Origin of the sequence: Saccharibacillus endophyticus (assembly GCF_013185185.1) — a bacterium.
GTDB classification, from domain to species: domain Bacteria; phylum Bacillota; class Bacilli; order Paenibacillales; family Paenibacillaceae; genus Saccharibacillus; species Saccharibacillus endophyticus.
This window is the reverse complement of record NZ_JAAZWE010000004.1, coordinates 647381-674278: the sequence shown is the minus strand read 5'-3', so window position 1 is coordinate 674278 and position 26898 is coordinate 647381. Positions and strand designations below refer to the sequence as shown.

Annotated in this window: 21 protein-coding genes and 1 other RNA gene; 17 read left to right on the top strand and 5 right to left on the bottom strand. The window is 49.2% G+C overall.

Annotated features, from left to right (window positions below):
- The 7 genes from ssrA to HRQ63_RS17510 form a co-directional block, all read left to right on the top strand.
- Positions 1 to 73: a transfer-messenger RNA gene (gene ssrA / locus HRQ63_RS17540) on the top strand; the annotation flags it as partial.
- 159 nt (positions 74 to 232) lie between these two features.
- The gene (locus tag HRQ63_RS17535; protein WP_172246087.1) at positions 233 to 997 is read left to right on the top strand and encodes a helix-turn-helix domain-containing protein; all 765 of its coding nucleotides are present in this window, start codon (positions 233 to 235) and stop codon (positions 995 to 997) included.
- The gene (locus HRQ63_RS17530) at positions 994 to 1491 is read left to right on the top strand and encodes a toxin-antitoxin system TumE family protein (protein WP_172246085.1); all 498 of its coding nucleotides are present in this window, start codon (positions 994 to 996) and stop codon (positions 1489 to 1491) included. The genes HRQ63_RS17535 and HRQ63_RS17530 overlap by 4 nt, the downstream gene beginning before the upstream one ends.
- 405 nt (positions 1492 to 1896) lie before the next feature.
- The gene (locus HRQ63_RS17525; RefSeq protein ID WP_172246083.1) at positions 1897 to 2133 is read left to right on the top strand and encodes a hypothetical protein; all 237 of its coding nucleotides are present in this window, start codon (positions 1897 to 1899) and stop codon (positions 2131 to 2133) included.
- Positions 2134 to 2506: 373 nt separating this feature from the next.
- Positions 2507 to 3667, top strand: a complete 1161-nt coding sequence (locus HRQ63_RS17520; RefSeq protein ID WP_172246081.1) for a cobalamin-independent methionine synthase II family protein — start codon at positions 2507 to 2509, stop codon at positions 3665 to 3667.
- 408 nt (positions 3668 to 4075) lie between these two features.
- Positions 4076 to 5353, top strand: a complete 1278-nt coding sequence (locus tag HRQ63_RS17515) for a mechanosensitive ion channel family protein (RefSeq protein ID WP_172246079.1) — start codon at positions 4076 to 4078, stop codon at positions 5351 to 5353.
- Between the two features lie 469 nt (positions 5354 to 5822).
- Positions 5823 to 6722, top strand: a complete 900-nt coding sequence (locus HRQ63_RS17510; RefSeq protein ID WP_172246175.1) for a glycine betaine ABC transporter substrate-binding protein — start codon at positions 5823 to 5825, stop codon at positions 6720 to 6722.
- 99 nt (positions 6723 to 6821) lie between these two features.
- Here the strand turns inward: HRQ63_RS17510 and HRQ63_RS17505 are convergent, their stop codons facing one another.
- Positions 6822 to 10280: an nSTAND3 domain-containing NTPase gene (locus tag HRQ63_RS17505; protein ID WP_172246077.1), complete on the bottom strand. Its 3459-nt coding sequence runs from the start codon at positions 10278 to 10280 to the stop codon at positions 6822 to 6824.
- A gap of 132 nt (positions 10281 to 10412) precedes the next feature.
- On the opposite strand from HRQ63_RS17505, the gene HRQ63_RS17500 reads away from it, so the two are divergent.
- From HRQ63_RS17500 to HRQ63_RS17480, 5 genes are all read left to right on the top strand, one after another.
- The gene (locus HRQ63_RS17500) at positions 10413 to 10871 is read left to right on the top strand and encodes a GNAT family N-acetyltransferase (protein WP_172246075.1); all 459 of its coding nucleotides are present in this window, start codon (positions 10413 to 10415) and stop codon (positions 10869 to 10871) included.
- Between the two features lie 372 nt (positions 10872 to 11243).
- Positions 11244 to 11690: a LytTR family DNA-binding domain-containing protein gene (locus tag HRQ63_RS17495; RefSeq protein ID WP_172246073.1), complete on the top strand. Its 447-nt coding sequence runs from the start codon at positions 11244 to 11246 to the stop codon at positions 11688 to 11690.
- Positions 11687 to 12097 (top strand): hypothetical protein, encoded by a 411-nt coding sequence (locus HRQ63_RS17490; RefSeq protein WP_172246071.1) that lies wholly within the window; start codon positions 11687 to 11689, stop codon positions 12095 to 12097. Before HRQ63_RS17495 ends, HRQ63_RS17490 begins: the two co-directional genes overlap by 4 nt.
- A 137-nt stretch (positions 12098 to 12234) precedes the next feature.
- Positions 12235 to 13521 (top strand): galactokinase, encoded by a 1287-nt coding sequence (locus HRQ63_RS17485; RefSeq protein ID WP_172246069.1) that lies wholly within the window; start codon positions 12235 to 12237, stop codon positions 13519 to 13521.
- Positions 13522 to 13537: 16 nt separating this feature from the next.
- Positions 13538 to 13759: a hypothetical protein gene (locus HRQ63_RS17480; protein WP_037285693.1), complete on the top strand. Its 222-nt coding sequence runs from the start codon at positions 13538 to 13540 to the stop codon at positions 13757 to 13759.
- A gap of 153 nt (positions 13760 to 13912) precedes the next feature.
- Here HRQ63_RS17480 and HRQ63_RS17475 read toward each other — a convergent pair whose 3' ends face one another.
- The 3 genes from HRQ63_RS17475 to HRQ63_RS17465 form a co-directional block, all read right to left on the bottom strand.
- Positions 13913 to 14629 carry an ABC transporter permease gene (locus tag HRQ63_RS17475; protein ID WP_172246067.1) on the bottom strand — a complete coding sequence of 239 codons (717 nt, stop codon included), beginning with the start codon at positions 14627 to 14629 and terminating at the stop codon, positions 13913 to 13915.
- Between the two features lie 25 nt (positions 14630 to 14654).
- Positions 14655 to 15566 (bottom strand): ABC transporter ATP-binding protein, encoded by a 912-nt coding sequence (locus HRQ63_RS17470; protein ID WP_172246065.1) that lies wholly within the window; start codon positions 15564 to 15566, stop codon positions 14655 to 14657.
- Between the two features lie 105 nt (positions 15567 to 15671).
- On the bottom strand, positions 15672 to 16304 hold the full coding sequence (locus tag HRQ63_RS17465) for a TetR/AcrR family transcriptional regulator (protein WP_172246063.1): 633 nt from the start codon (positions 16302 to 16304) through the stop codon (positions 15672 to 15674).
- Positions 16305 to 16437: 133 nt separating this feature from the next.
- Between HRQ63_RS17465 and HRQ63_RS17460 the strand changes: the two genes are divergently transcribed.
- Positions 16438 to 17286: an aldo/keto reductase gene (locus HRQ63_RS17460; protein ID WP_172246061.1), complete on the top strand. Its 849-nt coding sequence runs from the start codon at positions 16438 to 16440 to the stop codon at positions 17284 to 17286.
- A 173-nt stretch (positions 17287 to 17459) separates the two neighbouring features.
- Here HRQ63_RS17460 and HRQ63_RS17455 read toward each other — a convergent pair whose 3' ends face one another.
- A complete protein-coding gene (locus HRQ63_RS17455; protein WP_172246059.1) occupies positions 17460 to 19121 on the bottom strand; it encodes an RNA-binding domain-containing protein in 1662 nt (553 codons plus the stop codon).
- Positions 19122 to 19267: 146 nt separating this feature from the next.
- Between HRQ63_RS17455 and HRQ63_RS17450 the strand changes: the two genes are divergently transcribed.
- The 4 genes from HRQ63_RS17450 (at position 19268) to HRQ63_RS17435 (ending at position 26822) form a co-directional block, all read left to right on the top strand.
- On the top strand, positions 19268 to 21706 hold the full coding sequence (locus tag HRQ63_RS17450) for a polyprenyl synthetase family protein (RefSeq protein ID WP_172246057.1): 2439 nt from the start codon (positions 19268 to 19270) through the stop codon (positions 21704 to 21706).
- A 414-nt stretch (positions 21707 to 22120) separates the two neighbouring features.
- On the top strand, positions 22121 to 22690 hold the full coding sequence (locus tag HRQ63_RS17445; RefSeq protein WP_172246055.1) for a sigma-70 family RNA polymerase sigma factor: 570 nt from the start codon (positions 22121 to 22123) through the stop codon (positions 22688 to 22690).
- Between the two features lie 155 nt (positions 22691 to 22845).
- Complete coding sequence (locus HRQ63_RS17440) at positions 22846 to 23733, top strand: DUF4179 domain-containing protein (RefSeq protein WP_172246053.1); 888 nt, start codon at positions 22846 to 22848, stop codon at positions 23731 to 23733.
- 305 nt (positions 23734 to 24038) lie between these two features.
- The gene (locus tag HRQ63_RS17435; protein ID WP_172246051.1) at positions 24039 to 26822 is read left to right on the top strand and encodes a glycoside hydrolase family 3 protein; all 2784 of its coding nucleotides are present in this window, start codon (positions 24039 to 24041) and stop codon (positions 26820 to 26822) included.
- Positions 26823 to 26898: the final 76 nt, after the last annotated feature.

The window sequence follows — 26898 nt, the reverse complement described above, 5'->3', positions numbered from 1 at the left end:
ACCGTGACTACACCCGTAGAAGCCTATGCTGCGTTATCTTCGGACAGGGGTTCGACTCCCCTCGCCTCCATATGTACGATCAGTGAGACCGCCTGAGAGGGCGGTCTTTTCTGTATATATAAAAGAGTTTCAGAAAAGAGCAAGAATAAATATCAAAAGTTAATGTTTTTCAATAAACATTAACTTTTGATATTGAAAAAACGAAAATACACGATACAATAAAAATAAGGAGATGATCCATGTGAGCAAAGGCATATATGAGTATTCGCATCATCAGATTGAATTAGCTTTTGAACAAAAAAACGAATTATATATTGAGAAAGAAACGGATTATATTTTCACTAAAATACTCGCTTTATTATCGACTCTTTTCTCTGATAAACTCGTTGGAATCAAAATAAGTAATGAAGAATTCAAGTACACGGATGAATATTTGTTCTCTTCTAAACATAAGAAAAATCTCTTGAAGTGGTTGGAACGTTTGCCTGCCCTGCATTTCCCGGCAAATGATTTGGACTTTGGAAAAACTAAGGTCGATTTCGAAACTTGGTATTATGATCTTGGTGGAACGTCCATCGAGTTTATCTATCATGAGGATTATTTGCTTAAGCCCAAAGATGCGTCTGCGATATTAGGTATTTCCAAAGTCACTTTAAACAAATATATCAAGCAAGGTTTGGAATGCATGGATAATGGATCTCAAAATAAAATTCCAAAACATGCCGTTGAATTGATGCGGGACCCTGTTTACTCTATCCGCATGCAAATGAATTACCAAAAGAAAAAAATGCTGGAGCAAACACCTGGAGAACGTTTGGCAGACATCAACCAAGAGATTACCGAATTTCAGTTGAAGTACGGTAAAAAAACGTATGCAGAAGCATTTGGTATTCATGAAAGCGAATTAGAAGACCCGATTGATTTATATCGTTGGAAAGACCTTACTGAAGAAATGGACGAGATCATTAAAATTGCGGGAGGGGAGAAAGGTATTTGAAGTATACAGACAACGATACGCTTCTTCTGCCCGCAGATCTTAATGAAATTTTAGAGGATTTTGGATCTCTTTTAGAAAACCATACAGGCTTTAAAGACAGAGAATCAATCTATGGAAGTTATAAACGTAATCGAAAATCACTACTGGTTATTTTTCCGCTAAAAGTTCATCCTATTCACGGAATAACGGGATTAAGAGCTTACGAGAAGTATGATGATAACGGATATGTTTCGAAGTACGAGTACCGATGGATGATTATCGTGCCCAAGCAAGGTATACAACTGCACCATATCATATCTTGGGGAAATGAGCCTCACGATGACCCGGATACGCCAGAAGAATATCGTGTGAATTCAGAACCGCACCATCATCATTATGATCCGGAAAATAGAAAGAATCGTTGTGATAATTGGGATGTCAGGTGCTTGAGAGATGCTTTTGAATTTGTCAAAACGTATATTGAAAGCGGAGAACCATATACAGGCCATCGTTGACAGTGGGATACGCCGTTTAGTCTCCGCTTGGCGGTAAACGGAAGAAGACAATCAGGCTGACCCAACGTATAGCCGCTTACGGGGCGATACTTGGGTGACATCAAAACCGTGACTACACCCGTAGAAGCCGATGTTGCGTTATCTTCGGACAGGGGTTCGACTCCATTCGCCTCCATATGTATCACCAGAAGCGGCTACCGATTGGTGGTCGTTTTTGCGTTCTTAATTTCTATAAGAGAGATCTTTGGCAATAATCGTGTTCCAAAGAGATGCAAACAGAGAAAAGATCGTAAATCCTCTCAATCAAATTTCATAAATCTCAATGTAACCATTCCCTGTACGAGCTCGTCTAACTACCGCATAAACAAATCCCCAATACAGATCCTAGCGAAAGGAGTTCTTGCCGTGAACGCGATTATGCGAATGGTGATTCAGACCGACTACGATAAAGCCCAAAATTCCATCAATGCAGGAAGTTTTCAAGTATCCGCTGTATATGTGTACGATGAAGACGAGCATGAAATAGAACTAACGAACCGGGTCGATCGAAACAAATTTTATCGTTCCGTCCGAGACGTCGCGACAGATTTGGGTTTACATCCCGATAGTCTGGATATTGAAGAAGAATATCTGGAGAAATAGATTGCAAAGCATCTGACCGAAAAAGCGGAAATCAAATAGCTAAAACACGTCTGCAAAAATCGGTTTGAAAGGGACGCCGGAGGAATATCCGATTTGCCGCGATATCGCGCATAGCTCGGTCAAGTCTTTAATCTTTCGACTAAAATTCCGTTACCTTCGCTTTTCCATATATCAGAAAACAAACAGGCCGAGAGCATTTTAATGTTCGACGGTCTTTTTTTGACTTATACCCTCCCCCTATAACCAGCCATACCTTCTTCGTCTAAACGCTTCTACCTCCAACGATGCTACAATGAAGTGCATTCAATCGTTTCGATTCTATCCGATCACATTACGCTTACAAATACGCAACTACCCAAGGAGGCATACCCCCATGACCGATAAATTCCAAATCGTAGGCAGCTTGCTGCGCCCTTCCGATCTTCTCAAATATAAGACGCAAATCGAACACCGCGACGATATCCAGTATCCGTTCTACCAAGAATTCGAAGGCTACGAGCAGTGCGAAGCGCAAGCGATTGACTCCGTCGTGCAGGACCAAATCAAGCACGACCTCTCGATCATCACGGACGGCGAGTATTCCAAGTCCATGTGGCACCTCGACTTCGTATGGGGCTTCGACGGGATCGAGCGTTACATCGCGGATCACGGCTACTTCTTCCGCGACGTTGACGGCACTTCCAAATACGAGACGCGCAAAGACATCGGGCTGCGCATCACGGGCGAACTGAGCGGTAAAAGCCACCACTTCATCAAATCGTTCAAGCAGCTCAAAGACAGCGCGGGCGATCGCGAGACCAAGCTCTGCGTACCGTCTCCGTCCCACATCTTCGGCGAACTGTCGTGGTCGGACAATATCGGCGGCACGGACTCGGTCTACAAAGACGCGCAGGAGCTGAAAGCCGGACTCGTCAAAGCGTACAAAGAGTTTGTTCAAGACTTCGCGGACGCGGGCGGAGAAATTCTTCAGTTCGACGATTGCCTATGGGAGCTGTTCGCCGACGACAATCCGAACTCCCCGTACACGGGCGAGAACATCAACCAGGAGCAGGTACAGAAGCTTGCAGCCGAGTTCATCGACATCAACAATACGGTAATCGACTTCGGGCATGAACTGGGTCTGAAAATGTGGACGCACAACTGCCGCGGTAACTACGATTCGCGCAACATGGGCGGCGGCTCGTACGTGAAGATCGCGAACCTGTTCCTGAAGCAGCTGAAATACGACCGCTTCTTCCTGGAGTGGGACGACGAGCGCGCAGGTTCCCTGGAAGCGCTGGAAGTGTTCAAAGACAAGCCGAACACCGAGATCGTACTCGGCCTGCTGTCTTCCAAAACGAGCACCCTCGACGACGAAGAGCGCGTACTGCGTTTGCTGGACGAAGCATCCACCATCATCGACAAAGACCGCCTGCTCCTGTCCCACCAATGCGGCTTCGCATCCTGCGACGGCGGCAACGAACTGAGCCAAGCCGAACAATGGGCAAAGATCGATCAAGGCCAAAAAATCGCGAAGCAATACTGGGCGAAGTAAGGTCCGATCTGCGAGCGGCAGGCTTTCGAAGAAAGACACGTCGGAAGCAGAGGCTAATCACTTTCCCTAAAGCCAAAAGACACCTTCATGGGTGTCTCAACATGTCGAGAAAGTCTAACGTAGCTGGAAGTGAGAAGACGGAGAGAGAAATTCAGTGAAAGACGCCTTTGAACTTGGAAAACTACATCGTAAATTTCAATCCGGTTTTCCAAGTGAGACAGCGAATTGAACGGATTTCTCTCGGAGTCTTCTCGCTTCCCGCGTCGAAGCCCCTTTCTCGACAGCCTAAGACACCCTCAAGGGTGTCTTTTTCTATTCCCATCCTCCATAAAACTTCGTGCGATTTTGCCTCCCCGCCGATTCTTCCGTATAATGATAGGCTAACGCAAATTGCTTTAGGAGGACATCATGGACTTTATCAGAAATCACCTTCAAGGCTACGGCATGAGCGACACGATGGTTACTTACCTGTCCAATATCATCATGGTGCTGTTCATCGCCGCGGTCTCCGTCATTGCCAACCTGATCACCAAAAAAATCGTGCTGAACGTGATCGCCAAAATCGTCCGCAAAGACCGTCATAAGTGGGGCGCGATCGTGCTGGAGAAAAACGTGCTGCACAAGCTGTCGCATCTCGTTCCGGCGATCATTATTTACTTTTCCGCCTGGTCGTTCCCGACGTATCAGATCTTGATCGAACGGTTGGCCGCGGTCTACATGATCGTGGTGACGATCATGGCGGTCAATGCGCTGCTTAACGCGTTCGACGAAATCTACCGTTCGTTCGAGGTCTCCAAGATCCGCCCGATCAAGGGTTATATTCAGGTTATGAAGATCGTGCTGTTCATCATCGGCGGAATTTTGTGCGTAGCCGGCTTGATCGGACAAAATCCTCTGATTATCCTGAGCGGCCTCGGCGCGCTGTCGGCGGTTCTGATGCTGGTGTTCAAAGACTCCATTTTGGGGCTGGTCGCCGGCGTGCAGCTCTCGTCCAACGACATGGTGCGGGTAGGCGACTGGATCGAGATGCCGAACTACAATGCGGACGGCGACGTGATCGATATTACGCTGAACACGGTCAAAGTCATGAATTTCGACAAAACGATTACGATGATTCCGAGCTACGCCCTCATTTCGGATTCGTTCCGCAACTGGCGCAGCATGCAAATGTCCGGCGGCAGACGGATCAAAAGAAGCATTCAGATCGATACGAGCAGCATCGGATTTTGTACGGAAGACATGATCGCCGAGTTCAGAAAGATCCATTATTTGTCCGATTATCTGGCAAGCAGAACGAACGAAATCGAAGAGTATAACCGGGAGCACGGGATCAACCGGAGAGAGAGTCCGGTGAACGGGCGGCAGCTGACGAACGTCGGCGTGTTTCGCGAGTACGTCACGCAGTATCTGCGCCATCATCCGGGGATCAACCAGAATATGACGCTAATGGTACGACAGCTGGCGCCGGGAGACAACGGACTTCCGCTGGAGATTTACGCGTTTAGCGGCGATACGGCTTGGGCGGTATACGAGACCGTGCAGGCGGATATTTTCGATCATATTTTCGCCGTAGCGCCTATGTTCGGCTTGCGCGTTTTCCAAAATCCTACCGGACACGATATCGTGGGTATGCAGGATAAGCGAAGCGGCAGCCGATCAAATAGCATTGAAGCGGAGATCGGATAAACGCGTATTTTGAAGCGTAACATTCGTCTGACCGTTAGTTGTTTTATTGGGATTGCGCCCTGATTTCCATTCGGAAATCAGGGTTTTTGCATGGGAAACTTTCAGAAAAAGGGAAGAAACGCGCAATGAAAAAACTACTTTTTTTCGAAAAATCAGTTCTAAAAACATGCTGAAATCAAAATGAAATCAAAAAAAATCGATTTTTTTCTCTTTTTAATCATTCTTAAGAAAAAAAGAGTATATGCGAGCATATATAAGTATAAGAAAGTTCCTTTTTTCTCATCTATTTTCAGAAAACGGTCAAAATCGCCATGTCAGTTTGTGATCTTCGCGAAGGTTTGTTAACCTAAATACCGTTGTTAACTTGATGGATGCAAGAAAATCATTCGTCAAATGTCGTCCAACATTCCGCGGAATCGACAAGCACCAGCCGGCGCAAAAACGATTGTTACGAAGGGGATTGCAAATGATGAACAAAACAAAAAAATGGATGACTCTGGGCAGTCTGGCTGCCGTATTAGCGTTGGGCGCATGTTCGTCCTCGAACCCGACCACGAGCGCGGAGAGCCAAACGGCGGGAGATCGATTGAACTATACGATTACCGGTACCGAACCGGGAGCAGGCTTGATGCGTTTGACCGCGCAAGCGATGGAAGATTACGAGCTGTCGGACTGGACGCTGTCGGAAAGTTCGTCCGCCGCCATGACCGCCGCGCTCGACAAAGCCTACAAAAAAGAAGAACCGATCGTCATTACCGCTTGGACGCCCCACTGGATGTTCAACACGTACGATCTCAAATATCTGGAAGATCCGAAAAAGACCTACGGCGAGCCGGAGGAGATTCATACGATCGCGCGTCTGGGGCTGGAAGCGGATCACCCGACGGCTTATGAGTTTCTGGACCGCTTCAACTGGACCGCGGACGATATGGGCGAAGTCATGATCGCGATCCAGGACGGAAAAACGCCGGAGCAGGCCGCAGCCGAATGGGTAGATGGACACGAAGCCGAAGTAAAAGCATGGACCGAAGGTTTGGAACCGGTACAAGGCGACGATTTCACGCTCGCGTTCGTGGCCTGGGATTCCGAGATCGCCAGCACCAACGTCGTCGCCCACGTACTGAACGAAAAGCTGGGCTACAACGCCAAAATGATGCAGGTCGAGATCGGCCCGATGTGGATCGGCGTCGCCGACGGCAGCGTGGACGCCATCGTAGCCGCCTGGCTGCCGATCACGCATGAAGATTATTGGGAAAAGTATAAAGACAAGCTCGACGACCTTGGCGCGAACATGGTCGACGTCAAATCCGGATTGGCCGTGCCGACTTATATGGAAGACGTAAATTCGATCGAGGATTTGAAGTCTTGAGATGCTTCAGAAATTTTACATTCTAATTAATATCCCGCTAATGCCAAAAACGAGTATGCTCAAAACATACTCGTTTTTCTCTATAATTGTCTGAAAAATTTATAACAGACACGAGTAATCTCCATTCATAAATCTTATATTCGTGTCTTTCAAGCCTCTGATGATTTTCAGCGTGGATTTATAAGCACCAATTCGTTTCAACAACTTTAAATCTTCAATTTCATAAACCAAAACTCTCCATCCCGTTCCATAAGAGACACAAATATTATCATTCTTCTGCAGTTCTTTGAATAATCCCTGGTCCAATTCCTCCGGGTAAGGTGTATCGTGTTCGGATATGATATTCAAATACTCAAACATATAAGTTTCATCAGTAGGCATGGAAGTTATAGAATCAGGAATTCCGGCATCCGTATAGTAAAACTCATACTTGCACAGGGCAAGATAGTTTTTTACTTGTGTTTCTTCACTGTCATAACCGATTTGCTTTAGATAATTTTGAATTCTTGGTTGAATGTGAAACTGATTAAAATGATGCGGAATAAGTTCTTCATGCATTCTATATAATGTTTGTTGCCAATCAGAATTTAGTAAACGGTAGTTTTCAAACTCGGGGTAGTACATCGTTTTAGAAATTTGTTCTCTATTTTTGGATGTTTTTTGCAAGAGGTTTGCTTTAACATCAAATATGCTTTTCCATAGCTCAATATTAGGATCATAAGAATCTTCTTTTAAAAAAATATGCATGTTTAAAGCCGCTACATAACAGAATGCGAAAATGGGGAAATGCATAAAGCGAACCCATTGTGAGTCTTGCAAAAGCAGATTATTAAATACGATTTCTCTAACAATAGGATCTTCTTTTAAGTAACGTGTGTAAGGAACACTATCAAAAAAATCAGCTCTGCGTAACACGGGTTCGTTCGTATGAAGAAAAAGTATAAGCGTTTCTGCACAGAAGCCAATGATCTTGAAAAACTCTTGATCTGAATGTTTTTCAAATAAGCTGTGAAGCATAGATACACATAGAATCATCTCTTTTTCCGGAAGTGATTCTAGTTCTAACGCATGTGCTGTACTCAGGAATAAATTAATAGATTCCTTAGTTCGTAAATATCTATGGATATAATGGGTATAGTCATTCTGAAAAACTTTCTTTAACTCTACCTTTAGCGGAGTTTTAATAGTACTAGATTTTATCATGTTTAACGTCTGCTTTTCATCCCAATATTCTTCGGTAGGCCCTAAAATCCATAGCTTTGTTTCTGCTGCTATTGTTTCTAAAAGTCGCTCTTCTGGATCGATATAGGTATCTTCGTCAGATTGCATTCTAGGATAGTTCGTATCTACTGAAGGCATTCTTCCTGTAATGTTAGCAATTTTTTCACCGAATTTATGAGTGTATCTAAAACCGAATTCTTTGAGTGTATCAGGGGCAGTATCTATCAAGAAGTCCAGTTCAAGGTCCATATCTAAGTCATCTAGCCATTCTAATTCCCTAAGCAAAATAGTTTTAATACGTTTTTTTAGCGAAGGAAAGTGAGTAGTATGATGAGTTTCATATTCTTCTTTAAATACTTTTATAAAGTTATCCATTGATCGATAATGATTTACACTGAATGCTTCTTGGTAGAATTTTTCGATAGTTTCTTTTCCATCAAAACTCATTCCTTTTTCGGTACATTGGACAATGATATATGGTAAGTTTTGAAGATCAAAATACTGGGCTTCCATATTTCCATGTCCCATAGTCATGCAATACTCTTTAATTTTGATTTCCAAAAATTCGAAAAGCCGAGTATGAACTTTAGGATCACAACGTTTCAACATGTGATGAAATTTGTGAAGTTGCTCCTCCCCTCTAGGCATATCATCTAGGTAGTCCACACCCCATCGCCAATTCCCCTCATAAGAGTCAACAAAAGAGTAATCATAATCTTCATAATGCATGATCCATTCATTTTCTAAAAGCAGAGCAACTCGGGTATTTAAAGGTGAGTTAAAATGTTCGAATAAAAATTGAAGCTGGTTAAAGAAACAACAATACTGTACTAGAGTCGGGATAACTTGCTCTTTATTGTTATTGATGTGAGAGTATAGAAAGTCTTGGACAGAGGGCGAAATGAAATTTAACCAAATTTCGTCGTACTCATCATTGTAAAAAGATTTAATCATTGTCTTTTCTAACTCAGAAACAATGAGTAATAAATTCTTTGTACGAATAGGGTTCGCATGAACCTCAATATATTTTTCATAACATGCTTGTAAATCTTTCAAGCGCATGGGTGTTGAAGAAATCAAAATAAGTAATGCTATAATTTGAGCTTCTTGAGAAAGTTCTAAAAAAATGCTTTCCCACAGAGCTCCTGGCTGATCGAAATATTCGTATAATTCTAAGCAGTAATCTTCTATAGCGATCGTATGATCCGGTTGCTTTTCTAAGTAGAGTGCTAGCACGCGAGGGCTATAGTTATCATGCCGAATGATTTGATCATAGTCTCGAAATAATCGCGCTACATACTCGTAAGGCAGGTTTGAATGATATAAGTGTTGGAATAGAATTTGAGCTTTTTCAGCTTCGCTATACTGTTCTATCGTACAAATCACAGCATGCCGATCTAAAGTCTCCTTCAAATTAGGTTGTTTTTGTAAACCTTGTTGTAGAATATATTCTCGTGTAGTTAATATAAGGCGCTTTTTTCCGTTCGAATGAATTATACGTTGAATAAGCTTGTTAAGCTGAATTTCATCATTTCTACGAGTGTTATCATTATGGAATATGCTTCCCCAGAAATCATCTAAGATAAAAACCTGTTTCTTGTAATCTTCTAGATCGAGCATATGGTAAATGTCTTTGATTGAATTTGCCCATACGAATCCATCCAGATCATTCGGCTGTAAATGAGATATAGCTAATAAATAAGCCATTGTAGTTTTACCGACTCCAGGTTCTCCTGTGATAATGACGACATTATTTTGAGACCAGTTTCGCAACGCTTTCTGATAAAGACGAGTAGGAACAAATCGTTGGGCTACCCGTAAAGCTTCTTGAAGCTCTTGAGCAGACTCATTGTATAAAGACTGATTAGTGGATTCGGATAGAAATTTTTTAAGAATAGGAAGACTTGGCAACCAAAGCTTAGGGTGGGCGGCTTCAACAAAATGATATTTTGGATCTTCTAACAAACGATTGATGTCCGTTTGGCTTAAGATATCTGCATCGTTATGAATCAATCCATCAAATAACTCTAAAATTTTTTCTTTTTGCGGAGGACTAAAATCTAAAGATGCTCCTAAAATGTAGCGACTCGGATTTTGTTTTCTTATTTTCTCTATTTCAGAGGCTCTCAATTCTTTCATAAGGGAATTAAAGTTGTTAAATCTTTTGGCTTGAATAATTATTTTTTGATCTTTAGAACGATATAAACCGTCGATCCCACCATCCGGTCCTGGTTTAAAAGTTTGTATGAAAACTCCTTCTCGGATCTGTATGACGTCACAAACAAGCCTCTCAAACTCCAGAGGTTCTAAAAGGGTACTGAAGTCGTATTTAGGCACACTTTATCTTCTCCTTTATAGAAATGTAATACCAAGATAGCAGTAAATTGAATAAAAATAAAGAACAAATGTTCTTGTTTTTAATAAAGTTATTTGATACAAATTCAAACCATGAAGGAGGTTATAGTATCAATGAGTAATACCTACAAGTGTATTGTCCCGGCGACCGCCGACCATTTCCCGCATTTGGCCCAACTCTGGCTTGAAGCATCGCTATCGGCCCATTCCTTCATCGACTCAGCCTACTGGACCGCCAACAAACAAGCGATGGAATCGCAATACTTGCCGTCTTCCGAAGTTCATATCTGCGTACATAACGACTCCGTCATCGGCTTCATCGCCATGGTCGACAACTACCTCGCCGCCCTATTTATCGACCCTTCCCGACAGGGCAGCGGTTACGGCAAACTTCTGCTCAACTATGCCAAAAGCACCCGCGACGCTGTCACCCTGAACGTATTCGCCCGCAACGAAAACGCGGTAGCCTTTTACCGAAAACGAGGCTTCTCGATCCAATCCGAACAAATCGACGAACCGACAGGTGAACTTGAATACGTCATGACTTGGCAGCGCAGAGAGCGTTCTTTCTGATTTCTGAATACAATCCTTTGTTCTAATCTTCGAATTATGCCTTCACGAAAAGTAACCGTTCTTAATCCATATAATTTTTTGGGAATATCCTTTGTTTACCGAAGCTAATAGCGGAGGGGGACATTCAGTGTAGGAGCGTTAGCGTTCGCCTTTGCATTCGGGAAGCTTCCTTCATAAAATCCAATCCAGCTTCCCAAATGCAACACGCGACCGAAACGAATGTCCCCCGCAGCGCCATGCTTCACAAACGAATAGGATTTTCTCACTCTCCCCTGCAACAGACTTCCCCTTTCCTGCAACAAACCGCAAAAAACTCCCCATCTCCCTTTTCCCGCGTTACCATTAACCCATAAACCAGAAAGGAGCCCCGGCATGAAACTTATATTCGAAGCCGACGACGCGCTCACACCCGGCACGGCCAAAGTCGTCACCCATCCCGAAGAGCGCAAACAATGGACGCCGATCCGTCAAGCCCTCCAACAAGCGGAAGAAAAAGTCGGACTCATCAACGCCGCCAACGACCGCATCATCCAGGTTCCACCAACGCAGATCGCTTCGATCGTCTCCGAAGACCGCATGTGCGGCGTCACGCTCATCACCGGAGAACGCTACCTGCTGAACAAGCGTCTCAAAGCGGCCGAAGAAAACTTCGCTCCGCCGCGCTTTCTGCGCATCAACAACGGCACCATCATCGGCGCCGCGCATATCCATGCATTTTCGTCCGCCGCCCATGCCCGTATCGAAGTTGTGCTTACCGACGGCTCCCGTCACACCGTCAGCCGCTTTTACATCCAACAATTCAGGAGGAATCTCACATGATCGTTCAACTTCGCAAATCGTTTTTCCAAGTCTTCACGATGTCGCTGCTTTGGATCGTGCTGCTGCTCACGTTTTTCTATCGGGGAGAAACGGTCGGTATCGGCTATTTCTGGAACGTCGTCGGCATCGCCGCCATCTGCGCCGCGCTGTTCGGGGTGATGTACGATGCGCTCTGGAACCATCTGACGCTCAAGCCGCTGTGGAACATCGCGATCTCGTCGGTGCTGTCGATCGGGGGAGCGATGCTGGGCGTACTTCTTTTTTCAAAAGAATTGTATGACCTGCTACTCCCTTGGCTGTGGGCAATGGTGATCCTCTCGCTCGTTCTGCACACGCTAGGCTTTTACGTCTACGCTCGAATCGACAGCCGAAAACAAGCCGACGAACTCAACGCCAAGCTGAAATAATCGACAACTCTACGAAAAAGTTTTCAAACCTTCCCGGATATTGCTTCTCTGCCCTGTATGCGTATACAAAAATGTGGCATATTGATAAGGTAGCTGTATAGGCTCGACATACCCCTTTATCCAGGAGGAATTTCGCAATGACGAATGAATTCAACCCAGCTCTGCTCGAAACGCCTGAAATCCGCTCCGCTCTGACCCTGCTGTACGGCGAAGCTCAACTTTCTGAACAAACGGCGCGTTACCAAAACGTGCTGGATACCTACGCCCAAACCTACGGAGCCGAGCCGGTCAAACTGTTCAGCGCACCGGGACGGACGGAGATCGGCGGCAACCATACGGATCATAACCACGGCAAAGTGCTGACCGGCAGCATCGACCTCGACACCATCGCCGCTGCGGCCAAAGTCGAAGAGAATGTCATCACGCTGCGTTCGGAAGGCTACGAGAAGCAGTATTCGATCAACCTCGACCAGTTGCACATCAGCGCCGAAGACGACGGAACGGCGGGTCTGATCCGCGGCATCGCTTCGGGCTTTGTCGAAAAAGGCTACCGGATCGGCGGTTTCAATGCGTACGTATCCAGCAATGTTTACAGCGCGTCGGGTCTCAGTTCGTCGGCGTCGTTCGAGATGCTGGTCTGCACGATCCTCAACACCTTTTATAATGAAGGAAAACTCAGCGCGGTCGAGATGGGCAAGATCGGCAAATACGCGGAAAACAAGTTCTGGAACAAGCCGTCGGGCTTGCTGGATCAGATCGCGTGCGCGCACGGCGGCCTGATCTCCATCGACTTCGAAAATCCGGAAGAGCCGCAGATCGAGCCGGTCACCTATCGCTTCGATCAGGACGGGTATGCGCTCGTCATCGTCAACACCGGCGGCAATCATGCGGATCTGACGGAAGATTACGCGGCCGTGCCGGAGGAAATGTTCGCGGTGGCCGAGCTGCTCGGGAGTAAATACTGCCGCGGCACGTCGCCGGACGAACTGTACGCCCGCCTGCCGGAAATCCGCGAAAAAGCGGGCGACCGTGCCGTATTGCGCGCGCTGCATTTCTTCGAGGAAAACGATCGCGTAGACGGCCAATTGGAAGCTTTGCGCAACAATGACCTTCAGGCGTTCCTCCCGCTGATCACGGAATCCGGCAACTCGTCGTGGAAATGGCTGCAAAACGTCTACCGTCCGTCCGTGACCCGTCAGCAGGAAGTGGCGATCGCGTTGGCGATTACGGAACGTTACATCAAGCAGCTCGGAAAAGGCGCTTGCCGCGTTCACGGAGGAGGCTTTGCGGGCGTGATTCTGGCGATTCTGCCTCAAGATGCCGTGAAAGCCTACCAAGACCTGATCCAGAGCACGTTGGGTACGGAGTCATTGGAAATCCAGGTTCGCGCGCACGGCGCCGTTTGCCTGGATGACGTGAAGTAAAAAGGAGTTCGTTCGCATGAGTTTGAGCGCAAGCCGCAAAAACGTTCCGCAGGACGTCGTGATCGAGCAGGTGACGAAAAATTTCGTCTGCCGCACACTGTGGAGCGAAGGTAGACCCTGCTTGGAATATACGAGCGAGGAGCAATTGCGGGAGATCGAGACGTATGTACGGAGACAGTTCGACTGGGATCTGTACGACGTGTTTTTCACCGCGGTGCCGACGTTGGATGAAGAATAGGACGGGTCAGCAGAGAATCGAATAGATGCTGCATTCATATCCCTGTAAAAAACAAGAAAAAACGAGCCGCGGAAGAAATTCCGGCGGCTCGTTTTTTGCGACCGTTTCGTGCACCGTTACGGTTGATCAACTTCTAAAAGCACGAACCTCCGCTTAGCGCTGATCGGCTCTTTTCCACCAAGACACGGTTCCTGCGGCCCCGATCCCGAACAGCAGAATCAGAATCGCGTAACTGGCTGTTCCGAGCGGAAAAGCCGAAGCGGCGGTATCGCTCATCGACAGATGCAGCGCCGGGATCGACCAGGGCAGATAAGCGCCAAACGCGGTCGGTCCGGCGGTCAAAGCGACCATCAGCGTGGTAAAAGCGTACGCGATCGGAACCAGATACCCGCGCGAGATGCTGGCCAGCAGCGCGACCGGCGAACAGAGCAGCAGATGGAATGCGGCAATAAGCAGCAGCCCGCCGAGCTGATCGGCGACAATGCTCCAAGACAAGCCGGGCACGCCGAGCAGCAGGCCGAGCAGCAGCGAGAAGCCGAAGATCGTAAGCGTCGCGACCAAGCACCAACCGATGATCACGAGGCCTTTGGCGATCACGATTGCGGTGCGGGAGACCGGCAGCGCCAGTAGGTCTTTTACCGTGCGATCCGCGTACTCCCGTCCGAACACCCAAGCGGTCATCGTGCCGAACCCCATCAGGCCGAATACGGAAGCGAACAAAAACGTCATATTGCCCAAATGCTCGTTCCAATCCGCTCCGCCGGAACGGATACCGGTGACGAACAACAGAAAAACCAACATCCCCCACAGCACCGGCGAACGGCTTAATTTTCGATTTTCGACGTACGCGGCATTCCATAGCGATTTCATTGCGAAGCCCTCCTTTTAATAGACATTATTGGCTCACCCGCTGCAAAAAGTACGATTCCAGACCTTCTTCGTTCACGGTCAACTCCGCCAACGGAAGATCCGCGCCGACCAGCAGCTTGGCTATACGCTCCGGCTGTCGGATCGCGGATTCGTCCGTAACCTCGATGCGGCCTTCGTCCGCGAGCTGCGTCGCGTAACCGGCTTGCCGCAGCAGCTCGATTGCCAGTTCTCCTTTTTCCCGAACTTTGACGGTCAAGCGCTTGCGCCGGAGCTGTTCGAATTGCTGCGAGCTGATCTCCTGAAGCAGCGTACCGCCGTGGATAATGCCGATCCGGGACGCAAGTTTGGACATTTCCTCTAAAATATGACTGGAAATAAACACGGTTACGCCTTCTTCCTTGGCCAAATGCCGCAGCAGCTCCCGGATCTGCACGATGCCTGCCGGATCCAGCGCATTGGTCGGTTCGTCGAGAATAAGAACGGAAGGGTTATGGATCATCGCTTTGGCGAGACCGAGTTTCTGGGCGTTGCCGAGCGAGAGGTTTTTGGCTTTGGTATCGGCGTAACGGGCAAGCTGCAATCGGTCCATGACCGCTTCGGTCGATTGTTTTTCCGGCAGTCCGCGCAGTTTGGCGATCAGTCTCAGATTTTCCCGCACCGTGAAATTCGGGTACGCGTACGGCGTCTCGACCATGTAACCGACCTGCTGCCACAGTTGAGGTTTGGCTCCGAGCACGCGTTGTCCGTTGATATGCGCTTCGCCGGAAGTCGGCGCGATCATGCCCAGCAGCATGCGGATCGTGGTTGTTTTTCCGGCTCCGTTCAGACCCAAAAAGCCGTAAATTTCTCCCCGATACACATTCAGCGATATATCCTGCAAAACCGAATAGTCCCCGTATCGTTTGGTCAGGGATTCCGTGCGAATGATCTCCTGCATGATGGTTCCTCCTTATGGATTATCTCGTTAACTGAACGTTCGTTGAGTAAAATGTTCAAAAAAAGGAGCACCGAAGTGCCCGTCAACCTTTTGCTTGCCGTCGGCTTATTTCGCCCATAGCTCCGCATAGAACTCGGATAGCTTGATCGCTTCGGAGTTCTCCAGCTCGACGTTCCTCAGCAGCTTCTGAATGATCGTGAACACGATATGCGCCAAAAACTGCGAGGAAGCGAGCGAGAAGTCCATGTGCCGAATCTCGCCTTGTTTCGCGCGCCGCGACAGATAGTCCGACATCGCTTCGAACGGAAGGGTGGTCAGGCCGTCGAGCGCTTCTTTTTGTTCGTCGTTCAACAGCGAGCGCTCGCGGATCAGAATTTGAAAATAAGCTTGGTCTTCCGTGAGTTTTTGCGCCAATCCGGTAATCAGTTCGGCAAGCGAATCGGTCAAGGGAAGATCGGTTTTCGCAAAAATCTCTCGGAAAACAAGCACGATGCCGCCGATCCGTTCTTCCTGCGCCGTTTGCAGCACCGTAGTCAAAATTTCGAATTTTCCGCCGGGGAAATAGTGGTACGTCAACGCGTCCGCCATGCCGATCGCTTTGTTCAGCTCCCGCATGGACACGGCATGATATCCTTTTTCCGCAAAAAGCCGTTTGGCCGCTTGAAGGATCTGCTGCTTGCGCTGAGCGGCTTGAAGGTCTCGGCTGGTCATGCGTTTGCCGGTTTGTTTGGATTCCATAAACCTATCCTCATTTCACTAAACGTTCGTTGAACCAATATTAAATCCATTTTCCTGCCAAGTCAACCGCGGATTTTGCTCCGGCTCATCGAAAATGCTATCGTAGAATCATACGAGAGGAGGGCTTTTTCCCATGACAACGAATATTCCGAACATCCAATTGAATGACGGACTCGAGATTCCGGCGATCGGCCTCGGCACGTATTCCATGAACGGCTTTGCCGGCGCGGAGTCGATCAAAAGCGGCATCGAAGCAGGCTATCGGCTGATCGATTCGGCTTTTAACTACGAAAACGAAGGTGCGGTCGGCAGGGCGGCGCGCGAAGCTTCCGTTCCCCGCGATCAGCTGCGAATCTGCTCGAAGCTGCCGGGACGCCGTCATGCTTACGACAAAGCGCTGGTCACCATCGAAGAATCGCTGCTGCGGACAGGGCTCGACTATTTCGATTTGTACATCATCCATTGGCCGAACCCGAAGCAGGGCAAATACGTCGAAGCCTGGCAGGCCATGATCGAAGCGAAAAAGCGCGGCTACGTGCGTTCGATCGGCGTCAGCAACTTTTTGCCGGAGCATCTGGATACGCTCGTGAACGAAACGGGCGTCGCGCCGAGCCTTAACCAGGTGGAGCTGCATCCGTATTTCGAGCAGGCGGTTCAGCGCGAGGCGAATGCCAAGCACGGAACGGTCACCGAATCGTGGAGCCCGCTCGGACGGGGCAAAAGCGACGGCGTGTTAGAGGATGCGGCGGTGAAGGCGATTGCGGACGAGTACGGCAAAACGCCGACCCAAGTCATTCTGCGCTGGCATACCCAGCTGGGCGCGATTCCGATTCCGAAAGCAAGCTCGCTGAAGCACCAGCAGGAGAATCTGGATATTTTCGACTTCGAGCTGACGGGCGAGCAGATGAAGAAGATCTCGGCGTTCAGCAAAGATAACCGGCGGTTGTGGGGACAAGATCCGGCGGAGTATGAGGAGTTTTGATTGTCGTGATTGTTCTACTTAAGTTCTACTTATTCTTCTACTTAAAAAAAAATCGATTTTTCGAAAAAAAGTTAATGAAAAACCCTATTATAGAGCGTTTTTTGAGTCTTCTTACTGATTTCTTCTACTTAAATCCTACTTCATGTTCTACTTAAAAAAACTTTTAAAATGGTTTAAGTTAAACACCACTTTGAGTTTTTGGCCGAACCTTTATTGATAATGCTTTGATCTTTTTTAGACATTTCGTAAAGGATGTTATTTATTTTTTTTCTTCGCTGCTCTTCATTAAGCATGTCTGATAGTTTGTCCATAAGAAGGTCATCAATTTCTTTGCGGTTTGCGGAACCATACTGTTGGATAAAAGAGAGAATGATGGTTTTATAATATTCTTTATCGAAAGCTCTATTTTTGATATACGTTGTTTTATCTCCTGTAATCTCGGCAATTTGAGCTGACAAGTGTAGGTTAGGCTGTCTGCCTTCGACAAGCTTTTTTGCACGTAATTGTTTGGCCTCACCGTTGGATAACTTCTCGCGTTTTTGAACTTTATCAAGTAGCATGACCGTGTCTAAATCTAAATCTGTGTGATTGATCAACAAACGTGTATAATTTTCATCCAAAATTTTTCCGGCAATGCGAACTTCTACTTTGTCGGGAGAATTTAAGTTGTAATCAGGCATAGGGAAAAAGCGGTTCTTTTGCGTAATGAACATTTTTTTGATGCCGGAGCCTATCGTATCAATCATATTTAAATTAACCATAGCTTCGGCTAAAAAGCGATTGCGATAAAATTCTTGAGGAGCGTCATGGTGGATGGCCGCTTTAATGCTTTGGGGAAGAAATGATCCTAAATTAGTGAAGATTAACTGGTCCGGCGTTTCCACCAAATTAATTCTTCCTGCGAGTTGGTAGTCTTGGTGAGCAATACAGTTGTGCAGAGCTTCTCTTATTACATACGGGTCATATTGATTGATTTCGATCGGAAATAAACTATTATCTGCAATATATCTATACTTCAAATTTCTAACTTTAGAAAATGCGTTTTCCGTATTTAAAATTAAAGGAGGCCCAAAGTGTTCGTAATCTTGTTCAATGCCATCCTTGTCTCTAAGAATCCAAGAAATCTTTCCAACAGCCGGACTCAACAAATATTCCGATTCCGATTTGCCTAGAAGTAGAATGGCTGCACGAGTTATTTGACTTTTAATCGTAATTTTTGCTTTATTCAAAAAAGTAAAACCATCCCAAGTATCCATTTCTATTTTTAAGCGAGGATATTTGTTTGAAAATTCGATTCTTGCTTTGGATATTGCAGTCGGATCAAGATCATTTAACGAAGCATCGGGGATGATTTCAGCGGACCAATCGCTCAATGTGCTTTGCGCACGAATTTTTTCATATTTATCGGTTGATAGAGCTGTTAGGGATTCATGGTTTCTTCCATAGTAATGGCCCTTCCAAGATATCGGTATTCCTTTTGGAGCCGGAGGAATTTGAAATAATACGATTCTTTTTTTATCGATGTAGAGTTCGTGAATTTCTTGAAAAGTCATTCCGTTCGTAAATTCCGCTACTTCTCTTTTCAAGCTATCCAATGCTCCTGGTTTGTTTCTAAAATTGCTTCCCACAATCTCTAATTTTTTATCTTCCACACCGAATACCAGCCAAGCACTTGCTTTACCGCGCAAATTGGCTTCATTACCAAGTGCGGAAAAATAAGTCCCTAATTTATGAAAATCATAATTAGTTTTAGCTTCTTTAAATTCTACCCATTCAGTCTCGCTGGAAAGCTTGAGCAGATTTTGAAATTCTATGAGCAAGCTGTTTTCGTCCATAAGCAACCTTCTTTCGTGATCATAACTAAATTTAGTTTACAAAAGTTTTGTCGCATAAACAAAACAAGTTCCGTAACCTATCTCTATTCCCCTTCGTATAACCCGTTAACGATTCGCACCACGACTAAAACCTAAGGGGAATGACTATGAGTTTGACATCATCTATCGAAGATCGCGGATCGATACGGCCGCCTGCGGCTCTCGAAGATCGGGCGCGCGAAGCGTATCGAAGGTCGGAACTTCGCGCCGAGCACTATTTGCAAGAACTGACGGAGCGCGTGCGAAGCGGCAGATATGCGACCGAGCTGGCGGAAGATTTCCGCGTGTGGAAAAGAAGCCATATCCGCCCGTGGCCGGCGCGTTTGTTCGGCAGCCGGCGCGGCTCGGAGCCGCGCGACTATGACCGTTACATCCAGTGGATGGACGCCGCCGGCAAGCTGGACGATTACCTGGAGCGCAGCGTTTCGTACCTGTACATGCGGGATCTGGGGCGCGCGCTGGACGATACGGATACGCAAAGCCGCGTTCGTCGGACGGCGGGCGGCCTCAAGCGTTCCCTGCTCCACGGCGAACAGCAGGAAGGGATGCCGACCGACGGTTTCGACACGGCCGGCTTGTATCGCTGGGGGCAGCAGGAGAGCATCGAAGATACGGTCATCTGGATGATTGCCAAGATGAAGCGCGTTTCCGAGAATATCCCGGAAGGCATGAACGCGGAGCAAGCCCAGCGCAAGCTGCTGAAGATCATCGCGGGCGTGGTGCTGCATGCGCGGGAAGAGATGGACGAGCAGACGCCGAAAGAAGAACGTTCGCGCCGCATGGACGAAGCGGTACGGCTCGGATACTCGTACGGACTCACGTACCCGTTCGTCGATGACCTGCTCGATTCTACGCTGCTGACCGACGACGAGAAGGCGAGTTACTCCGACCTGATCCGAAGCGCGCTGCTGACCGGAACCGTGCCGGAATGGGATGCGTGGAGCGGCGCGTTCGAGAGCGGGCATGCCGAGAACTTCGCGCTGATCCGCTATATCCACAGCGAGCTGGGCGAGGCGTTCGAATATATCAAAGGACGGCAGGCAGGCGGAGGAGGCAGCGTCTTTTTCGAGCAGGCTTACGTCTTTTTCGAGTCGCAGGACGCGGATCGGAACAAGCGGCTCGAGGCTAACGAGTATACGGCCGCCCAACTGTACGTACCCGTCATTCTCAAGTCCTCCGGTTCCCGCCTGATCGCCCGCTCGGTCGGACAAGCGGACAAGGACGGCGGCTTTGAGCGGAGAACCTTTTACTACGGGATCTATAACCAGCTCGCCGACGACTTTGCGGATCTATTCGACGATTTGGAAGCGGGAGCGGTGACTCCGTATACGTATTATTGGAAATACCGCGCCGAGCGTCCGGATTTGCCGAACCCGTTCGAGATGTATTGGGCCGTTATCGCGTACCTGATCCGGGATGTGTACGACAGCGACCCCAACACGCGCGAGGTACTGCTGGATCGGGCGATTAACGGGTTGAAAAGGGCGCGTCAGCGCTTGGGCATTCCTCGCTACGAAGAGTTGATGGATATGCTGACTTCGGGCATGCCGGAATTAAACGCGATCGTCCAGAAGATGGTGAAAAAGGCCGAGGACGTCGAGTTTTTCGACAAGCTGCTGCGCGACCGAATGCTGACCGAGATGAAAAAAGACCGGGAAGACCGCGAACGCTTTCGAACGTTGCTGGACGATATTCGCGCGGAGATCGAACAGGCGCTGCCGATCGCGACCGACTCGCCCGTTCCGGCTGTCGGAGATTCGCTGATCGAGGCGGCAAACTACAGTCTGGCAGGCTCCGGTAAAAGATTGCGTCCGATCTTGGCGAGGCTTGTGGCGACGGAAGGTTACGGTTTGGACGAAAAGGCCGTGCGTCCGATGCTGACATCGCTGGAGTACCTGCATACCGCCTCGTTGATCTTCGACGATCTGCCGTCGCAGGATAATGCGGATACCCGGCGAGGACGTCAAACGCTGCACGCCCGTTATGACAGCGCGACGGCCGAACTGTCGGGCCTGCTGCTGATCCAACAAGGCGTGCGCGAACAGTCTTCTTTGCAAGGTTTTAAGGCCGAGACGGTGCTGGCGCTGATGCACTACTCGGCGCGCAAAGCGGAAGAACTGTGTATGGGACAAGCTCTGGACCTTAAATCCCGCGGGCAATTGCTGAGCCTGGAGCGGTTGAACGAGATTTGTTTCTATAAAACAGGCGTGGCGTTCGAAGCCTGTCTCATTATGCCGGCCATGCTCGCGAACGCGCCGGAAGCCGAGCTTGAGCTGATGAAAAAGTTTGCTTACCATGCGGGGATCGCGTTCCAAATTCGGGACGACCTGCTGGACGCGGAAGGCGAAGCGCTCAATCTCGGCAAACCGGCGGGGCAGGACGAGGCCAACGGAAGCTCGACGTTCGTGACGGTACTGGGGCTCGGCGGCGCCAAACGGGAGATGTGGAATCATTATTGCGAAGCGTCGGACGCGGTACGGGCACTGCCGGAGAGTTTGCGGTTTTTGAAGCATTTGCTGGATTATTTGGTGCAGCGGGAGAAATAAGATATCCATGCTGGAGGATTTTTCAGAAGAGGTCATAGCAGAAGTTTTATTAAAAAGAGCCGTTCAGTCCCCGACTGACGGCTTTTTTCGATGCGTAATCGAACATGTTATTTGTTTTCTTCCACATAAGGTTCGCCAAGTGCTTCGTCATTTTCGGCGTAATACCACTGACGGTAGACGGGATCGGCGTTTTTTTCGTTATTCGCGTGCAGTTCAAAGCGACTTACGGACTCGGGATTTTCGATGCGAAAAACAACGGAAAAGTTCGGATGTCCGCTCGAAAAATACTTGGCGATCTTCGGGCTTTGAATGATTTCTTCATTTTTCGATACTGAAACGATAGAATCCTAGCTCGCGCTTCGTACTATACAATGTCGGTATCGACATCGGCACAAGGAAGGAGGCGTCCGGCGATTGGAACAGGAACATAGAGACGCACGCGAACAGGAAATCGTACGGCGTATCCGTAACAGGGAAGAACAGGCGCTGCGCGAGCTGATCGATCTGCACGGCGGGCTGCTGAAAGCGATCGTATATCGGCATCTGCCCGGCAGTTTGCAGGATCGCGAGGAGTGTCTGGACGACGTGCTGCTTGCGGTATGGAATCATATTGAATCGTTTGATGTAGAGCGGAATTCGTTCAAACAGTGGATCGCGGCCGTCGCGAAATACAGGGCGATCGACTATCAACGGCGCTGGATCAAGGAACGGGAGCGTCGCATAGGCGAGGAACTTGACCCCGATCGGTTAAATCGTACGGATGAAAGGCTTGCGTCGGCGGTCTTAGATGCGGAAGACGTATTGTCGAAATTACCGGAGGACGAGCGCAAGTTGTTTGAACGTTATTATATCGAAGGCGTTCCGGCCAAAGAGCTCGCGCAAGACATGGACGTGCGGGAATCCTGGATTCACAACAAGCTTTCGCGCGGACGCAAGAAGTTGAAGCGGCTTTGGACTGCGGGAAAAGAGGTGCACGGGGAATGAGCATTTACGATGAGTTGAATGATGTAAAGCTGGATTTGGCGGAGTACGAGGAAAAGCCGTTAACGGAGATGGAGCGGAAACGATGGGCGAAGCGTATCGGGAAAAAGTTGGGGCATTCGGCGAAAACCGGTACAATAGGCGCTCGAAAGCGGAAAATGCGAGGAATTGCGGCGGCGGCCGCAGCCTTGGTTTTGATTATCGGAGCTACTCTTCCTGCCGGGCAGCAAGCCTTGGCGAAGCTTCCTTTTGTAGCGAATTTACTCGAAGGGTTTGCCGGTTATGGGCAAGACGTCGATTATTCCGCTTACAAGACGCAGGTTGGGGAGACGACGGAAAATGAGTTCGGTAAGCTGACGCTGAACGAAATCATCGTGGATACGGACCGACTGCTGATCACTTCGACGCTGGAACCTTCCGGTAAACTCAAGATTGCAGAAGATAATGTGCTTTGGATGAATGCGAAAATCACGATAAACGGACGAAGCGATTTGCAGGAAAACAGCGGCGGCAGTGGATCTGGATCGGATGGGGAAAACGGCGTTTATACGACCTATCAGAGTATCCCGCTCAGTGAGATTCCGGACAGTGATCAGCTCCACATTAAGATTGAATATAATCAGATGTCGTGGTGGCACTCGGAAAATATGCCTAGAGTGCCGTCCGAACCCTGGACATTCGAGGTCGAGACTTCGCGTGCTGCACTTCTGGCGCAAACCCATACCATCGAAGTGAATCGCACGGTTGATCTGATTAACGGTGAGCGTATCATGATTGAAAAAGTCGTTTCGGGTCCTATATCGACTTTGGTTTATTATGATCGAACTCTGCAACCGGACGAAGACTCGAAGCTTTGGATGTATGGTTTTCACCTGGTATCGGATAGCGGCGAAGACGTGCAAGAAATTGAAGGCGCCTGGACTGCCGAGGGAATGGGGTATAGTCGTTTTATGGACGTTGATTTATCTGAAAAAAATTACTCGCTTATCCCGTATGATGGAACCAAGGGAATGGAATTGGGCGAAGCAATCCCGCTTAATAAATAAACGATATTCAATATGGATTAAGCGCCAAATGGGTAAGTGTAAATCTGTATCGTCAGTTTTCCAATTCATTTCCAAATCGGCAGCCTCCGCGCTGCCGATTTTTTATGCGCCCCTCCCTCTTTTTCCAGATAAAGCTTTGCTTCTTTTTCCGCAATTCTTTATAGTGGAGAAAGATGCGCGGCGTTGTCTTGATGTTTACGAAAATGTTTTCGGAAAGCGCGACCAAAAGCATGACGGGTTGTCGCACGAAAGCGGGCACGCGCGTACCGGAAACACCCCATACACAGAATTCGGGAGGGAATATTTTGAGCCAAACAAATATCGGAGGACCTCTGAAGGGCTTCGCGGAATTCAGCAGAAAGGTAGCCGCTCAAGGCGCCGTACTGCTTCAAAACGAAAAAGAGGCGCTGCCGATCCGAGAAAGCGACAATGTCGCGATCTTCGGGCGCGTGCAGCTTAACTATTACCGCAGCGGTACGGGATCGGGCGGAAGCGTGCACGTTTCGCATACGACCAACCTGCTGGACGGACTGCGGAGCAAACCGTCGGTTCAAGTAAACGAAGAACTGGCCGGCGTGTATACAAAATGGATCGAAGAAAATCCGTTCGACAACGGCGGAGGCGGCTGGGCGGCGGAACCGTGGCACCAGAAAGAAATGCCTTTGACGGACGAGCTGGTTGCGGGCGCACGCGCTCAATCTTCCAAAGCGATCGTGGTGATCGGCCGTACAGCCGGTGAAGATCAGGATAACGCGGACGCGCCGGGCAGCTACCGTCTGACGCCGGAAGAGTTGGACATGCTGACGCAAGTCACGAATCATTTCGAGAAGACGATCGTCGTCCTGAATGTCTCGAACATCGTAGACATGAGCTGGGTCAAAGAGTCTTCCCACAAGCACCCGATCGCGGCGGTCATCTATGCATGGCACGGCGGGATGGAAGGCGGCAACGCGATTGCGGACGTGCTGTCCGGCGACGTGACCCCGAGCGGTAAACTGACCGATACCATCGCGTATTCGATCGACGATTACCCGTCCACCAGCAATTACGGCAACGAGTTCAAAAGCACGTATGAAGAAGATATCTACGTCGGATACCGTTACTTCGAAACGTTTCGTCCCGAGAAGGTTCAATATGAATTCGGTTTCGGCCTGTCGTACACGACCTTCAGCCAAGCGCCGGAAGCGGCAAAAACGATCCGAAAAGACGGCGCCGAGCATGTCGAAATCGGCGTAACCGTCACGAACATCGGCGATACGTTCGAAGGCAAAGAAGTGGTGCAGCTGTACGTCGAAGCGCCGCAAGGACGCCTCGGACAACCGGTATTCAAGCTGGTCACGTTCGGCAAAACGAAATCGCTCAAACCGGGCGAATCGGAACGCTTGGTGCTGAGCTTCCCGACCGATAAATTGGCTTCGTACGACGATTCCGGCGTGACGGGCCATGCCCATGCTTACGTGCTGGAAGAAGGGACGTACGTGCTTCATGTCGGCTCGAGCGTCAAGCAGCTGGCAGCCGTGCAGGTCGACGAAGCGGACGGTTATATCGTGAACGAACTGCGCGTCGTGCAGCAGCTCGAAGAAGCGATGGCGCCGGTGGAAGAGTTCTCCCGCATCAAGCCGGGTTCGCGCAACGAGAACGGCACGTACGAGCTGGTGAACGAAGGCGTGCCGACCCGCAAAGTCGATATGGCGCAGCGCATTCAGGATCGTTTGCCGCAATCGCTCGGCGAGACCGGGGACAAAGGTATCAAGCTGCAGGACGTCAAAAACGGCACGGCGACGATGGACGACTTCGTCGCGCAGCTCAGCAACCAAGAACTGGCCACGCTGGTCCGCGGCGAAGGCATGAGCAGTCCGCTCGTTACGTCGGGTACGGCATCCGCGTTCGGCGGCGTTAGCGACGCTCTGCTCGGCTACGGCATTCCGGTCGCTTGTACGGCGGACGGCCCTTCGGGCATCCGGATGGACAGCGGCGGTCAAGCGACGCAGGTCTCGATCGGCACGCTGCTGGCGGCGACATGGGATACGGCGCTGATCGAAGAACTGTACGTGTTGGAAGGCCAAGAGCTGGTGCTCAACAACGTGGACACGCTGCTCGGACCTGGCCTGAACATCCGCCGCAGCCCGCTGAACGGACGCAATTTCGAGTACTTCTCGGAAGATCCGATCATCTCCGGCGAATTCGCGGCAGCCTGCATCCGCGGCATCATGGCAGGCGGCTCCAACGCCACGATGAAGCACTTTGCCTGCAACAACCAGGAGCAGTACCGCACCAAAGTAAACGCGGTCGTCTCCGAACGCGCCCTGCGCGAGATTTATCTGAAAGGCTTCGAGATCGCGGTCCGCGAAGGCGGCGCCAACTCGGTCATGACTTCGTACAACCCGATCAACGGCCATTGGGCGGCGTCGAACTATGACCTCAACACGACGATCCTGCGCGGCGAATGGGGCTTCGACGGCATCGTGATGACCGACTGGTGGGCGATCATGAACGATTCGGCAAGCGGCGGCGAAGCGGATCGCAAAAACACCAACTTCATGGTGCGCGCGCAAAACGATCTCTACATGGTCGTGATGAACTACGGCGCGGAGACCAACGTTTGGGGCGACAACACCATCGAATCGTTGGAAAACGGCACAGTGACGCGCGCAGAGCTGCAGCGCTGCGCGAAAAACATCTGCAAATTCATCATGAACGCGCCGGTCTTCTCCAGAGAACGCGCCGAAGAGTCGATCGAGAAGTTCGCGCCGCAAGGCGTCGCGCAGATCGACAGCGCGCAAGCTTTGTCGGGAGAAGGCGAAGTTCAGCCTTCCGTCGATGCGCCGGTTTACTTCAAAGTCGAGCAGCCGGGCGTTTACCGCGTAGCGGTCAACGCGATGTCGATGGAGCCGGAACTTGCGCAAAGCGCCTGCAACCTGCTGCTGAACGGCAAAATCCTGACGACCGTGCAAATGAACGGCACGCAGGGCCGCTGGCTGAAGCAGCGTCTGGCGACGATCGAGCTGGAGACGGGCACGTACAAGCTCGAAGTCGAATTCACGAAGCCGGGTCTGCAATTGGGCGCGGTAGAGTTTAAGGCGGTTTAAGAAGCTGGTTTTCGAGATTGCTTATAAAGGGAGAGGGTCGCATTCGATGTGACGCTCTCCCTTTGCCGTGCTGATT